The organism is Bradyrhizobium barranii subsp. barranii, from assembly GCF_017565645.3.
Lineage (GTDB): Bacteria > Pseudomonadota > Alphaproteobacteria > Rhizobiales > Xanthobacteraceae > Bradyrhizobium > Bradyrhizobium barranii.
Genome location: NZ_CP086136.1, coordinates 9,847,223 through 9,861,589 on the forward strand (window position 1 = coordinate 9,847,223; position 14,367 = coordinate 9,861,589).

At 64.0% G+C, this 14,367-nt stretch carries 14 protein-coding genes; 3 read left to right on the forward strand and 11 right to left on the reverse strand.

From position 1 onward, the window contains the following. Nucleotides 1-75 precede the first annotated feature (75 nt). Together J4G43_RS47925 and tcuC are read left to right on the forward strand one after the other, a co-directional pair. A complete protein-coding gene (locus tag J4G43_RS47925; RefSeq protein ID WP_063980834.1) occupies nt 76-975 on the forward strand; it encodes a transcriptional regulator GcvA in 900 nt (299 codons plus the stop codon). 143 nt (nt 976-1,118) lie between these two features. Beyond that, complete coding sequence (gene tcuC / locus J4G43_RS47930) at nt 1,119-2,450, forward strand: MFS transporter (protein ID WP_063980833.1); 1,332 nt, start codon at nt 1,119-1,121, stop codon at nt 2,448-2,450. Between the two features lie 114 nt (nt 2,451-2,564). Here tcuC and J4G43_RS47935 read toward each other — a convergent pair whose 3' ends face one another. The 3 genes from J4G43_RS47935 to J4G43_RS47945 are packed head-to-tail and all read right to left on the reverse strand — an operon-like array spanning nt 2,565 to nt 5,226. After that, a complete protein-coding gene (locus J4G43_RS47935) occupies nt 2,565-2,978 on the reverse strand; it encodes a Rieske (2Fe-2S) protein (RefSeq protein WP_028149261.1) in 414 nt (137 codons plus the stop codon). Nucleotides 2,979-3,030: 52 nt separating this feature from the next. Next, a complete protein-coding gene (locus J4G43_RS47940; RefSeq protein WP_208089037.1) occupies nt 3,031-4,143 on the reverse strand; it encodes an amidohydrolase family protein in 1,113 nt (370 codons plus the stop codon). A gap of 24 nt (nt 4,144-4,167) precedes the next feature. After that, nucleotides 4,168-5,226: an amidohydrolase family protein gene (locus tag J4G43_RS47945; RefSeq protein ID WP_208089038.1), complete on the reverse strand. Its 1,059-nt coding sequence runs from the start codon at nt 5,224-5,226 to the stop codon at nt 4,168-4,170. A 141-nt stretch (nt 5,227-5,367) separates the two neighbouring features. Between J4G43_RS47945 and J4G43_RS47950 the strand changes: the two genes are divergently transcribed. Next, nucleotides 5,368-5,850 (forward strand): CinA family protein, encoded by a 483-nt coding sequence (locus tag J4G43_RS47950; RefSeq protein WP_063980829.1) that lies wholly within the window; start codon nt 5,368-5,370, stop codon nt 5,848-5,850. Between the two features lie 6 nt (nt 5,851-5,856). On the opposite strand, the gene J4G43_RS47955 is transcribed toward J4G43_RS47950, so the two are convergent. The 8 genes from J4G43_RS47955 to J4G43_RS47990 all read right to left on the reverse strand — a co-directional run bounded on the left by J4G43_RS47955 (nt 5,857) and on the right by J4G43_RS47990 (nt 14,303). Next, complete coding sequence (locus J4G43_RS47955; RefSeq protein WP_208089039.1) at nt 5,857-6,573, reverse strand: hypothetical protein; 717 nt, start codon at nt 6,571-6,573, stop codon at nt 5,857-5,859. 397 nt (nt 6,574-6,970) lie between these two features. Beyond that, nucleotides 6,971-7,738: a hypothetical protein gene (locus J4G43_RS47960; RefSeq protein ID WP_208089040.1), complete on the reverse strand. Its 768-nt coding sequence runs from the start codon at nt 7,736-7,738 to the stop codon at nt 6,971-6,973. Between the two features lie 124 nt (nt 7,739-7,862). Further along, a complete protein-coding gene (locus J4G43_RS47965) occupies nt 7,863-8,138 on the reverse strand; it encodes a DUF1488 family protein (protein ID WP_063980827.1) in 276 nt (91 codons plus the stop codon). A gap of 135 nt (nt 8,139-8,273) precedes the next feature. Further along, on the reverse strand, nt 8,274-8,891 hold the full coding sequence (locus tag J4G43_RS47970) for a tetratricopeptide repeat protein (protein WP_208089041.1): 618 nt from the start codon (nt 8,889-8,891) through the stop codon (nt 8,274-8,276). Nucleotides 8,892-9,011: 120 nt separating this feature from the next. Continuing rightward, nucleotides 9,012-10,481 (reverse strand): AMP nucleosidase, encoded by a 1,470-nt coding sequence (locus tag J4G43_RS47975; RefSeq protein ID WP_208089042.1) that lies wholly within the window; start codon nt 10,479-10,481, stop codon nt 9,012-9,014. 215 nt (nt 10,482-10,696) lie between these two features. Beyond that, a complete protein-coding gene (locus tag J4G43_RS47980; protein ID WP_063980824.1) occupies nt 10,697-12,031 on the reverse strand; it encodes an HlyD family type I secretion periplasmic adaptor subunit in 1,335 nt (444 codons plus the stop codon). Continuing rightward, nucleotides 12,028-13,773, reverse strand: coding sequence for a type I secretion system permease/ATPase (locus tag J4G43_RS47985; RefSeq protein WP_208089043.1), 1,746 nt, complete (start codon nt 13,771-13,773; stop codon nt 12,028-12,030). The genes J4G43_RS47980 and J4G43_RS47985 overlap by 4 nt, the downstream gene beginning before the upstream one ends. A gap of 260 nt (nt 13,774-14,033) precedes the next feature. Continuing rightward, entirely contained in the window at nt 14,034-14,303 is a 270-nt protein-coding gene (locus J4G43_RS47990; RefSeq protein ID WP_063980822.1) for a GlsB/YeaQ/YmgE family stress response membrane protein, read from the reverse strand. Between the last annotated feature and the right edge of the window lie 64 nt (nt 14,304-14,367).

A 14,367-nucleotide genomic window follows, 5' to 3' on the forward strand; every position in this document is an offset into this window, starting at 1 on the left:
TGCTTGCTACCGCGCTGCGACAAACGACAATTTGTACCCCTTCGCATGAAATAACGTCATGCATCCTGCTGCCAGATGACTGCCAGATTGCCCTCCCTGAACGGATTGCGGGCCTTTGAGGCCGCCGCGCGCCATCTCAGCTTCACGCTGGCCGCGTCCGAGCTGAACGTGACCCAGACCGCGATCAGCCATCAGATCCGGCGGCTCGAGGAGGAGCTCGGCATCCGCCTGTTCGTCCGGCAGAACCGCGCGCTGGCGCTGACGCCGGAAGCGCGCGACTATTTGCCGGGCGTCCGCGCCGCCTTCAACGACCTCCGCCTTGCGACCGACCGGCTGCTGCGCAAGGACGACGACAAGGTGCTGACCGTCTCGACGCTGGCATCGCTCGCCGCGAAATGGCTGCTGCCGCGGCTGACCGATTTCCAGGAGCAGCACCCCGGCATCGACGTCCGCATCACCACCTCGACCAGCCTCGTCGATTTCCAGCGCGACAATGTCGATGCCGCGATTCGCTATGGCCGCGGTCAATGGCCGGGCCTGCGCGCCGACTGGCTGATGGCGGACGAGCTGTTTCCGGTGTGCAGTCCGTCGCTGCTGCGCGGCGACAAGCCGCTGCGCCAGCCTGAGGATCTCAAAGGCTATCCGCTGCTGCACACCTCCAATGCCAACAGCGATGACTGGCGGCTGTGGCTGACGGCGGCCGGCCTTCCGGGCGACATCGCCAGGCAGCCCGGCATCACCTTCGACATGATCTTCATGACCATCCAGGCCGCAATCGACGGCATCGGCGTGGCAATGGGGCGAACCTCCTACGTTCAGGACGACATCGCCAAGGGCCGGCTCGTGGTGCCCTTCAAGATCGCGCTGCCGGCCGATGCCGGCTTCTACCTGGTCGCGCCGGAGGGCCGGCGCGAGGCGCCGAAGCTCGCCGCGTTCCGCGAGTGGATGATCGCTGCAACGCAGAATAAAGCGTGAAAAATCATCAGCTTCCCCGGTGAAATCGATTGACTCGCCGCCCCCCGCGCGAGAGGGGTAGGACAGATTGTCGCAGCCGACAATCTGATGCCTTGCCGTGAAATGAGTTCCGGTCCGGCCGCGCCTTCCAGGGGAGAAACGTCATGGCTGGACCAGCAACCAATCCGCCCGAGATCAAGTCGCGCATCGGCGCGATCCTCCGCGCCACCTCCGGCAATTTTCTCGAGCAGTTCGATTTCTTCCTGTTCGGCTTCTATGCCGCCGCGATCGGCAAGGCGTTCTTCCCCTCCACCAACGAGACGGCGTCGCTGCTCAACACTTTCGGCGTGTTCTGGCTCGGCGCCTTGATGCGCCCCGTCGGCGCGATCGTGCTCGGCGCCTACATCGACCGCATCGGCCGCCGCCAGGGCCTGATCGTCACGCTCGGCATCATGGCCATCGGCACCGTCGTGATCGCGTTCTGCCCGAGCTATGCGACCATCGGCATCGCGGCGCCCGTCATCGTGCTGATCGGCCGCCTGCTGCAGGGCTTCTCCGCCGGCGTCGAGCTCGGCGGCGTCTCGGTCTATCTCGCGGAAATCTCCACGCCCGGCAATCGCGGCTTCTACACCTCGTTCCAGTCGTCGAGCCAGCAGGTCGCGATCTTCGTGGCCTCGATCCTCGGCTTCATCCTGTCCGAGGTGATGCCGGCGGACGTCGTGACCGCCTGGGGCTGGCGCATTCCCTTCTTCGTCGGTTGCCTCATCATTCCCCTGATCTTCATGCTGCGGCGGACGCTCGAGGAAACGCCGGCCTTCCTCGCCATGAAGAAGCACCCGACGGCAAACGAGGTGTTCGCCTCCGCGCTCGCCAACTGGCGCATCGTCATCCTCGGCATGATGATCGCGGTCCTGACCACGACGACATTCTACTTCGTCACCGTGTACACGCCGACCTTCGGCAAGACGGTGCTGAAGCTCTCGACGCAGGACGCACTGCTCGTGACGCTGCTCGTCGCCGTGACCAACTTCTTCTGGAATCCCGTCGGCGGCGCGCTGTCCGATCGCATCGGCCGCAAGCCGGTACTGCTCGCCATCGCCGGCCTGGCGCTCGTCACCGCCTACCCGGCACTGTCCTGGCTGGTCGCCGCGCCGACTTTCGGCAAACTGCTCGCGGTCGAGATGTTGTTCTCGTTCTATTTCGGCATGTACAGCGGCACCATGCTCGGTGCTCTCGTCGAGATCGTGCCGGCGCATGTCCGCACCACCTGCTTCTCGCTGGCCTTCGCGCTCGCCGCTGCGCTGTTCGGCACGTTCACGCCATTCGCCTCGACCTTGCTGATCGACTACACCGGCAACAAAGCCTCACCCGGCTTCTGGCTGATGTTCGCCGCTGCGCTTGGCATCATTGCCGCATCGATCGTCTATCGCGGTGGCCGCCAAGCGGTGACGACGTACGATGCGACCGGTGAAGCGGCGCCGGCGGTGAGCCACTGATGGTCATTCCGGGGCGCCTCGAAGAGGCGAACCCGGAATCCATTTCTCCCAACATTCTTGCGGCACGATGGATTCCGGGCTCGATGCTTCGCATCGCCCCGGAATGACAGTAACCTAAAGCTCCACCACCACGTAATCGCTCTCGACCTTCACCGGGATGGTCTCGGCGACATACGGGCCCTTCACCACGCTCGCACCCGGCTCGACATGCGCCGGATAGGCCTTCACGCGGAAGCGACGGGGGTCGCAATAGGACTGGCCGGTGCGGATGTCGAACTCCCAACCGTGCCAGGGGCAGCGGATGATCTCGCCGAGCTTGGTGTATTCGATCTCGCCGGGATCCTTTGATTGCGCGAGCCCAATCAGCGGGCCCTCGCACAGCGCCGCGCCCTGATGCGGGCAGCGGTTCATCAGGCCGAAATACTCGCCCTTGATGTTGAAGACCGCAATCGGCCGTCCGTCGATCTCCAGAAATTTTCGCGTGCCCGGCGGAAGCTCATCCACCGCCGCAATCACGTGCCGCGCCATGCTTATGTCTTCCGCACGATCTGATCGTAAAACCGCTTCACACTTTTCCGGATCATGCGGCAATCCCATAGAGCTTGCGCGCATTGCCGAGATAGAACGCTTCGCGGTTGGCGTCGCTGACGCCCGCCGGCAGCACGCGCGACGGCTCGTCATAGTCCCAATGCGGATAGTCGGTCGCGAACAGCAGTCGGTCCCAGCCGATCCATTTGATGACGTCGAACAGGTCCTCGCGCCGCTCCGGGTCCTCCATCGGCTGCGTGGTCCACCACACCTGCTCGCGGATATATTCCGACGGCGGCCGCTTCACATGCGGCACTTCGCTGCGCAGCCGGTGCCAGACCTTGTCGAGCCGCCAGGCGAGCGACGGGGCCCAGCCGAAGCCGGCCTCGATCATCACCATCTTCAGCTTCGGAAAGCGCTCGAACACACCTTCCAAGACAAGGCTCGCCAGCGCCGATTGCTGGCACTGCGAGTGGCCCACCATCTCCTCGATGTAATAGGAAGGCCAGCCGGACGGCGTGATCGGATTGCCGCCGAAGCCGAAAGCGTGCACGCCGACGGGAAGCCCCGCCTCTTCCGCGGCCTGATAGATCGGCCAGTAACGGCGTTGACCGAGCGGCTCGACATTGCGGCTGAGCAGCAGCACCTGCACGAAATTCTTGTCGCCGGCGCGCTCGCGGATTTCGGCGGCGGCCGACAGGCCGTCCTCATTGCCGACGACAATGGACGCCTTCAGACGCTTGTCCTTGCTGGTCCATTTGTCGATCTGCCAGTCGTTGATCGCCGAGCACAGCGCCGCCGAGAGCTCGTGATTGCGGATGCCCTGCCCGGTGTTGAGCGGATTGAGCACCCCGAGTTCCACGTTGTTGGGATCGAGCAGCTGCTTCTGCATGAAGGGCAACGAAGAGCCCTGCGGTCCGCCTTCCGGCGGATAGGCATCGCGGCGCGATGCGTTGGGCTGGGCCTTCGGATAGGGCGGGCCTTCCATCATGCCCTGATAGGCATGGACGCCGTAGACTTCGAGATGATGCTGCCAGCGTTTCGCCAGATAAGGATAGAGCTCGGTGCGGGTGGCGCGTGCCGGATGGATGTCGCAGTCCGCGATTGCGGTTTTGACAGTCAGTGGGGAAGCGGATTCGGTGCTCTCGCGGAATTGGACATTCATCGCCTTGCCTCCTTTGGCAGCGGGCTAAGTCAGGCGGGGATAGGTCGCATGCGGATTTTCGATCATGATTTTGCGCACGAGATCGGGGGTGAGGCCCTCGGGCAGCGCGTCCTGGCCGTCGAATTGCCAGTGCGGATAGTCCGTCGAGAATAGAACCAATTCGTCGGACTGCATATGATCAAACAGGCGAATTAATGTCTCAGGTTCCGGCGGCGCATCAAATGGCTGTAAAGAGAACCGGATGTTGCTGCGCACAATGTCGAGCGGCGCGCGATCGACCCATGGCGTCTCCATTCGCCCCCCGCGCCAGAACTTGTGCAGGCGCCAGAGAAAAGGGGAGATCCAGGAGACGCCGGATTCGAGCATCACCATTTTCAGCCGCGGATATTTGGCGAACACGCCCTCGACGATCAGACTGGTGAGCTGAGTCTGGAACGCTTGGGCCTGACCGACATAATCCTCGATGTGATAGGAACCCCAGCCCACGGCAGTCGGCGGATTGTGATAGGCGGAACCGGCGTGAATCCCGACGGGCAGCTGGAGCCGTTCCGCCGCCTCGTAGATCGGCCACAGCGCGCGCTTGCCGAGCGGCGTGTCGCCCATGACCAGCATCAGCACCTGCACGAAGCGGCGGTCCTGTGCGCAGCGCTCGATCTCGGCGACGGCTTTCTCGACATTTTGCGTGGGGATCACGATCGAACCACGCAGCCGTGAATCGCGATCGAGCCATTCCTTCACCAGCCACTCGTTCAACGCGCGGCAGAAGGCGGCCTGCAAATCTTCCGAAAACACCATCTGCACGCCGTAGAGTGGATTGCAGATGGCGTGCTTAAGCTGGAAGGGGTCGAGCAGATGGCGCTGCATGTCCTCCAGGCTTGCGCCGGGCTTGCCGGTTTCCGGCCGCCAATCGGGACGCGCAACGATCGGCGAGTTCTGCGGATAGGATTGCGAGACAAGGTCGACCATGCCGCGCGTCGTCACCTGATCGCGCCAATAGTCATTCAGGTACGGCAGCAGGCTGGTCAGATGCGGCACGGCCGGATGCACGTCGCAATCCACCCCGCCGGCAATCAGGGACGCCATCACGTCTCCTTCACGTTTCCTCGTCACGTTTTGTCTTGCCCACCATTCAAGCAGGCCTGCCCGTCGCCCGCAACTCGGCCAAGGCCGCTGTCATATGCTAGGAAGGCACAGCTCCGTTGCGAGGACTGAGAGGTTAAAGGAATGAAAGAGCTCGTCGGCATTGCGGAACAGGTTGCGGCCCGACTAATCGCGCGCAAACAGACCATTGCAGTGGCTGAATCCTCGACCGGCGGCCTGATCTCGGCCAGCCTGCTCGCGGTGCCCGGCGCCTCCGCCTATTTCCTCGGCGGCGCCGTGGTCTACACCCGCGATGCCAGGCGTGTGCTGATGGATATTTCGGACGAAGGAATGAAGGGCTTTCGCTCCTCGTCGGAGCCTTATGCAAAGCTGCTGGCCGAACAGATGCGCAGCCGTTTCGGCTGCGACTGGGGCCTGTCCGAAACCGGCGCCGCCGGCCCCACCGGCAACCGCTACGGCGATGCCGCCGGCCACAGCTGCATGGCGGTTTCGGGACCCGCGGCGGAGGTGATCACGCTGGAGACGGGCAACAACGACCGGTTTGCGAACATGCAGATGTTTGCTGCCACGGCGCTGAAGTTGTTGCTGAGGAAGCTGGAGGGGTGAACGCCCTCACATGGGAACCGCACGCGCTCCCGATCTCCAGCCGGACCGACCGTCGTGCCGGCGCATGAGCAAGCGCGTCACCGCCCAGGCGCGATAGGAGCAATGATGCAACTTCCTGCGTTCGTCTTCGCTGCCCTGCTCGTCCTTGGGATAACAACGGCTCAAGCCGCCGGGGTCAGAAACTTCGACATTCCTGCCGGTCCGGCGGGACCGGCAATCCGATTGCTGGTCTGGACTCCGTGTGCAGAGCCACCTCGCGAGATGGATGCGCGTGGCGCCACCTTCTTCGCCGTGCCCGCATGTCCGGTCACCGGAGAAAAGCTTCCACTCATCGTGATGTCGCACGGCCGCCGAGGATGGTTCGGCGGTCACCATGACACGGCCGCGGCTTTGGCCGATGCCGGGTTCGTCGTTGCGGCGCTCAATCATCCCGGCGACACCATGCGTGACACCAGCCGCACCGACAGTCTTTCGGTTCTCGTCGAGCGCCCCACGGATATGAGCCGGCTGATCGACTATATGCTGGACGGGTGGCCGGACGCATCCCGCATCGATCCTCAGCGCATCGGGTTCTACGGGTTTTCGTTTGGCGGCTACACCGGCCTCGTCGTCATCGGCGGCAATCCCGATCTGCGCAAGGGATTGCCGAATTGCGAGACGTCCAGCCTGAAGGCGTGCAAACAACTCGAAAGCGGCGAGCTTCCTGATCAGCCGACGACCCATGACAAGCGCGTCAAGGCCGCGGTCATCATCGATCCCTATCCGGTGTTCGTCTTCCCGGAGGAGAATCTGAAAGCAATAACAGTGCCGGTTCAATTGTGGAGTTCTGACCCCGCGCAGAATGCCGATGGTCTATCCGGATGCTGTGCGGCAGCGATCAATCAAAGGCTTCCGATCAAGCCGGACTACCATTTCGTGGACAATGCCCGGCATTTCTCCTTCCTCGCGACCTGCACCCCAAAGGACGCCCGGGAGGCGCCCGCCGTCTGCACCGATGCGCCGGATTTCGATCGCGTCGATTTCCACCGACGCCTTACGCAGATGTCGTCGCGTTCTTTCGCAAGCATTTCGCCGAAAGCGCCAAGCCGTGACGCGGCCCTCGGCCCGGCGCCGCGCCGGCCTAAGAGCAGGACAAGCCGTTGCCGGGCTCGCGGCAGAGCTTCGCGCGAACCTCGGCGACATCGATGTTGTAATTCCTGGCTCTCCGCATGCGCGAGGCGGAGGCCGAGTCGGCACTGTCCATTGAAAGCAGATTGAGCTGCTTCTTGGTCGCCGCGCTGCACATCAGAGCAGCGTTGCCGCCGAGGTATCTCGACTGGGCGCCAAGCTCCTGCCGGGTGAGCTCCGCGAATGGCCCCAGACGCAATTGCGTTTCGATCGCCGCGAGCTCCGCATCGCTCGGTTCTGCCCGGGCTACACCCTTCATCTTGCGTTCGAAGCCGTTTTCGATCGCCGCCCGATGTGCCGACCCAAGATCCGCAAACTCTTGCGCTGCGTCCGCAAACTCACCGGGCTGGGAACCAGCCAAAAGGTAGGATTTGCATGCCAATGGGTCGCTCGCGAGCTTCAGAAGCGCCGCCAGTTTCGCCCGGTCCACGGCATTGATGTGCTCGTCGTCGGCATAGGCTTCCATCTCGGTGGCCAGGATCAAGTTGAGCACACCACTGGCGGCGGGCCATCCGCCTTCATTGAACGCCGCCTCAGTCTCTCGAAGGAATATCTGCCTGAGACTCGGATCGCTGTGGGCGATCGATGCGGCCAGCGGATAACGCGCGATGTTCTGATCGAAATCGCGCGCAAACGCGCTCGGCCCGGAGAGGCTCGCATATGCCAGGTTTCCGGCCAGCAGGGCGACGACGAGGAGCAGCAGGATTGATCTTCTGGTCATGTGAGAGTTTTGGTGTGGGTTACCGCGAGAGATCATCTCACGCCGGGTCACCGCCATCCATTGCAACTACAGGCTGCCCTTAATGAATCCTTTCGCGGCCATGACGAGTTGCAGGCATGCCCTGCTATCTTGCCAGATGCCGCATGAAGATCCGCACCACATATCCCTGGACCCGCGGCGCCTCGTCATAGATATCCGACGCGAGCCGCTCGATGGTCTCACGCAGGGATAGGAACTGCGCCTGGCGCGCGCTGCTCTCGGTACCCTGCATGCCCGCGAGCTCGTCCATCGCGGCATCGCTGATCTGGCAATGCACGACCTCATCCTCACGCATCATCGTGAAGCGAAAGGCCAACCGTTCGAGGTCGTGGCCGATGATCCTGTCGCGCGACAGCGGCATTCAATTGTCCCGTTCGCGCCCCCGAACGGGACAATGCTGAAAATCTGACGCTTTGTCACCACCCGCGCCAGGAGGCATCGCTGTCATGCGATGTTCATCAACAGTGAGCTTCCGTCGGTCGGCCCGGCTCCAACGTCAGTAGGCGAGCGCCGTGCCGGTCGGCTTGTCGAGTGCCGCGGCCAGCGATCGATACTCCTCACAATCCGTCCCGCAGATGGCAGCGATCCGGCTGAGATGATAGAGCGCCTGCTCGCGGTTACCCCGCTCGAGCTGCCACAATCCGTAATACTGCCACGTCAATACGTGGTTCGGATCTGCCTTCAACGCGCGCTCGTACCAGACCTGCGACTGCTCGTAGTCGCCGAGCTTGCGGTAGGAATAGCCGATGAGGTTGGCGACGTTCGGATGGTCGTCATGGCCGAGCGATTTTAGTTGCTCGATCGCGGTCGCATAGTCGTTTCGCTCGTAGATGGTGTCATAAGCCACGCGGTAGCCGGCCGCGAAGGCGGGATCGCCGATACTGGACTGGTTGTTCGGCTTCCTGCCTTTGTGTGTTGCCTTGGTGCCCCAGCGCTTCGGGTAGACTGGCTGCGGCTGCAGCCTCTGATCCGCATAGGCTCCGGCATAGGGATCAGTGGAGCTGATGCCGCCCCCGCCACCACCACCGCCGCCGCCGGCGGCAAAGGCCGGCGAGCTCAACAGTACTGCCGCAAATGTACCGAGCGTGACGAGCCTGATCATCGCTGTGATCATGTCTGCCTCCTGTCCTGTTCAAGCGGCCCCGGACGACGTGATAACACTGCGTCGGCCGCGATATTCCGGGACACTGTGCTCACAGAGACGTCAGCGTTCGTACGACAGTCACGTTGTCCTTTACTGGAACGCGACCTCGGCGAAGCTTCGCAGCTTTCGCGAATGCAGCCGTTCCGATTCCTGCTGCTTGAGCCGCTCCAGCGCCTTCAGGCCGATCTCGAGATGCTGGCCGACGCGGCGGCGGTAGAATTCGCTGGCCATGCCCGCGAGCTTGATCTCGCCATGCAGCGGCTTGTCGGAGACGCACAGTAGCGTGCCGTAGGGAACGCGGAAGCGGTAGCCGTTGGCGGCGATCGCGGCCGATTCCATGTCGAGCGCGACCGCCCGCGACTGCGACATACGGCGGATCACCTCGGGCCCCGAGATCTCCCAGTTGCGGTTGTCGACGCTCGCGACGGTGCCCGTGCGCATCAGGCGCTTCAGCTCGAAACCTTCGAGGCCGGTGACGTCCTCGACCGCCTGTTCGAGCGCGACTTGCATCTCGGCCAGTGCCGGGATCGGCACCCAGAGCGGCAGCTCGCGGTCGAGCACGTGGTCCTCACGTACATAGCCGTGGGCGAGCACGTAGTCGCCGAGCCGCTGCGTGTTGCGCAGGCCTGCGCAATGGCCGAGCATCAGCCAGGCATGCGGGCGCAGCACAGCAACGTGGTCGGTGACGTTGCGCGCGTTCGACGGGCCGGTGCCGATGTTGATCAGGGTGATGCCGCGATAGCCAGGCGCGACCAGATGGAAAGCCGGCATCTGCGGCGCGCGGGCAGGCGCCACCCCGCTGGTTGCGCCGCCGCTGCCCGTGATCACATTGCCCGGCGCGACGAAGGCTTCGAGGCCGGCTTCGCCGGACTGCAGCCGCTGCTGGCAGAGCTGCGCGAAGGCATCGACATAGAACTGGTAGTTGGTGAAGATCACGAAATTCTGGAAATGCTCGGGATCGGTGCCGGTGTAGTGATAGAGCCGCCGCAGCGAATAATCGACACGGGCGGCGCGGAACAGAGACAACGGCTCGGGCGCGCCGGGCTGGAGCTCGAAGGTGCCGTCGGCGATCGAATCGTCCATGGTGGCGAGATCAGGCACGTCGAACGCGTCGCGCAGCGATCGCGTCACAAGAGAATTCTCGCTGGTGGTGATTGCGGCTTCGATATTGATGTCGCGGCGATAGGCGAAGTGGATCGGGATCGGCTCGGCGGATTCGCCGATCTCGACGGGAACGCCGTGGTTCTGGATCAACAGCCCGATCTGCTCGGTGAGATAGGCGCGGAACAGATCCGGCCGCGTAACGCTGGTCTCGTGCACGCCGGGGCCGGCGACGAAGCCGTAGGCGAGACGCGAGTCCAGCCGCGCATACGTCGCGGTGGTGACGCGGACGAAGGGATAGTAGGCCCGCACCCGCGTCGTGATCGCCTCGCCGTTGACATAGGCCTCGAACCGGTCGCGCAGGAATTTCGTGTTGCGCTCGTAGATTTCCTCGAGGCGGGCGACGGCGAGGGCGGCGTCGGTGAAGGATTTGGTGGCGATGGAGGGTGGGGATTGCATTGTTCGACCGCCGGGTTGCTGGGCTTGAGTCGAACTATAGCAAAGAAGGCGGTCCTGTAGGGTGGGCAAAGCGAAGCGTGCCCACCATCTTGACCATCGCACGAAGAGCGGTGGGCACGGCGCGTTGCGCCTTTGCCCACCCTACGAGATCGCGTATGTCGCCCGAGATCCCGGATGCGCGCTAAGCGCGCTCCGGGATGACGCGCTTTCGCGCGTCACTTCTCGCGGAATGCCCGCATCAGCTGGTCGTGCAGCGGCTTCATCAGATAGGACAACATGGTGCGGTCGCCGGTCTGGACGAAGGCTTCCGCCGGCATGCCGGGGATCAGCTTGGAGTCGCCGAGCTTGGCGACCTCTTCCGCGGGCATCGATACGCGGATGGTGTAGTAGCTCTGCCCGGTGCGCTGGTCGGTGGTGACGTCGGGCGACACGCGGCTGACGACCCCGTTGAGCTCCGGCGTGGTGCGCTGGTTGAACGCAGACAGGCGCAGCAGCGTCTTCTGACCGATCTGGAGTTTGTCGATATCGACAGGATTGACCTTGGCCTCGACCTGGAGATCGTCGGCCTGCGGCACAATCAGCATCAGCGCGTCGCCGGCGGTGACGACGCCACCGACGGTATGCACGGTCGATTGCAGCACCATGCCGTCCTGCGGCGCGCGGATGTCGACACGGCGGAGCTGGTCTTCGGCGGCGACCTTGCGCTCGATCATTTCACCTATCTTGTCGTTGGTCTCGCGCAGATCCTTGGAGACCTCGCTCACCATGTCCTTGTCGACCTGGATGATCTGGAGCTCGGTCTCGGTGATCTTGCCCTTGGCCTGCGCGCGCGAGGCGATGTATTGCGCGCGCTCGCCGTTGAGGCGGGCGCTGTCGCGTTCCAGCGTGGTGAGGCGGGAGATCTGCACCAGGTGTTTCTCATAGAGATCGCGGACACCGACCAGCTCCTGCTGCACCAGGACGATCTCCCTGTCCTTGGCCTTTTCCTGCGCGGAGAGTCCTTCGATCTCCTCGTTGAGCTGCTGGACACGCTCGCGGAGCTGCGCCTTCTGCCCGGCGCGGCCATTGACGCGGACGTCGAACAACTTGGTTTCGGCGGAGAGCAGGTTCTTGACGTCGGGATCGTTGCCGCGATCGAGGAGCGATTGCGGAAACTCGATCTTGTCGACACCGCGCTGCTCGGCCTGGAGCCGCGCCGTGCGCGCCAGCGCGGCGTCGAGATTCTTGGTGACGATGGCGAGGTTCGCCTTGGTGACCGTGTCGTCGAGCCGCACCACGATATCGCCGGCCTTGACCACGTCGCCGTCGCGGGCACGCAGCTCGCCGACCACGCCGCCGGTCGGATGCTGCACCTTCTTGACGTTGGATTCGACCACGACCTGGCCCGGCGCGATCAGGGCCCCCGAGATCTGCACCGTCGACGCCCAGCCGCCGAGACCGATGACGAGGGCCAGCACGATGGCCAGCCCGAGCATCAGATGAAACCTGATGGAATCCCGCACGGTCCTCTTCGCGGCGGGCTTTCCGCCGCCGATAGCCATCGTGCTCATGACTTGGGCACTCCGCCTTCGCTGACGATCTTGATCGGTGCCGGCGGCGTCACGCGCGGCTGGAGCACCTGGGCAAGCACCTGCTCCTTCGGTCCGAACGCCTGCATACGGCCGTCGCGCAGCACCAGGATCTGATCGACCGCCTCGACGCCGATCGGGCGGTGCGCCACCACGATGACGATGGCGCCGCGCTCGCGCGCGCTGCGGATCGCGCGGGTCAGCGCCTCGTCGCCTTCGGTGTCGAGATTGGAATTTGGCTCGTCGAGCACGATCAGGAACGGGCTGCCGTAGAGCGCGCGCGCCAGCGCCACGCGCTGCGCCTGGCCCGCGGAGAGCGCGGTGCCCTGCTCGCCGACCTGTGTGTTGTAGCCCTCGCGCATCTTGATGATCATCTCGTGCACGCCGGCTTCCTTCGCCGCGGAAATGATGCCGTCAGAGGTGGCCTCGGGATCGAAACGGCTGATGTTCTGCGCGATGGTGCCGCCGAACAATTCGACGTCCTGCGGCAGATAGCCGATGTGGCGGCCGAGCATGTCGGAGGCCCACTGGTCGAGCGCCGCGCCGTCGAGCCGCACCTTGCCACGGACCGGATGCCAGACGCCGACCAGCGCGCGGATCAGCGACGATTTGCCGGAGCCGCTCGGCCCGATCACGCCGAGGCCATTGCCGGCGGTGAGCGCGAAGCTGACGTCCTGCACGATGAGGCGCTGATCGCCCGGCGGCACCATGGCGATGCCCTCGACCGACAGACGACTGGTGGGCGCCTGCAACTGGGTCGGCATCGTCTGCGGCGGCATCTGCTCCAGCAGGCGCGTGAGGCGCTGCCAGCTCTGACGTGCCGCGACAAAGGATTTCCAGTGCGCGATGGCGAGATCGACCGGCGCGAGCGCGCGGGCGGAAAGGATCGAGCCGGCGATGATGATGCCGGCGGTCGCTTCCTGGTGGATGACGAGATAGGCGCCGACCGCGAGCACGGCCGATTGCAGCATCATGCGCAGTACTTTTGCGACCGCGCCGAGACCGCCGGCGACGTCGCTCGCACGCTGGTTGCCGTCGAGGTATTTTTCGTTGGCTTCGCTCCAGCGCTGGTTCATCCGGCCGGTCATGCCCATCGAGACCATGACTTCGGCGTTGCGCCGGCTCGAGGCGGCGAGATCGTTGCGCTGGGCGGCGAGGCCCATCGCGTCCTTCGCCGGCTGGCGGGACATGAATTCGGTGACCAGCGTCAGCCCGACCAGGATGATGGCGCCGACCAGAGCGGTGAGGCCGATCATGACGTGGAAGGCGAAGCAGATGGCCAGGTACAGCGGCAGCCAGGGCAGGTCGAAGAACGCGCTCGGGCCCATGCCGCCGAGGAACGAGCGGACATTGTCGAGGTCGCGCAGCGGCTGCAGGCCCTCGTTGCGGCTGCCGACCAAGAGCGGCAGGCGCACGACGGTGTCGAACACGCGCTTGTTGAGGGCTTCATCAAGCGCCGTGCCGATCCGCCCCAGGATCCGGTTTCGGATCATGTCGAGCATGCCCTGCGCCATATAGAGGAAGCTGGCGATGATGATCAGGCCGACGAGAGTCGGAACGCTGCGGCTCGGCAGAACCCGGTCGTAGACCTCCAGCATGAAGATCGACCCGGTCAGATAGAGCAGGTTGATCATGCAGCTCATCAAGCCGACGCCGACGAACGCCGTGCGACAAGCACGCAAGGCGTCACCGAGCTCTGAACGGCGGACGGGTACGGCTGCCATCAGTCTGATCTCTTTCGGGTAAGGGGCAACGCCCCTGATTTCCTAGGTCGTTCAGGGGTACGCGACCCGGATTAACATCGTATTCCCCCGCGACGAACGCGGTCGAATTAATCCAGGTCCCTGATAGGCCACCTCTACCCCTGACGGCCTCGCACGCAAGTCCGGTATTTCACAGTCTTTGCGGCTTTTTATAGCAGACATCGCGGCCTCTCCCCAGCGGGGGAGAGGCGAAAGTTCTGGCTCACTGAGCCAATGTGACGCTAGAGCCGGCCGCCGCCGCGCACCAGCCGCACCACCAGGAGCAGGATGATGGCGCCGATGGCGGAATAGATGATCTCGGACACGAGCCCGGTGCCGAGATGGATGCCGAGCTTCGGGAACAGGAAGCTTGCGACAAACGCGCCGGCGATGCCGATCACGATGTCGCCAATGATGCCGAACCCGCTGCCGCGCACCACCTTGCCGGCGAGCCAGCCGGCGACGAGGCCGACGAACAGGATGACGATGAGGCCTTGGCCAGAAATGTACATAAGTTGAAGTCCCTCTCCATGAACGGGGGCATGGAACCGGAACCGGGATGAATGGGGTCTGAAT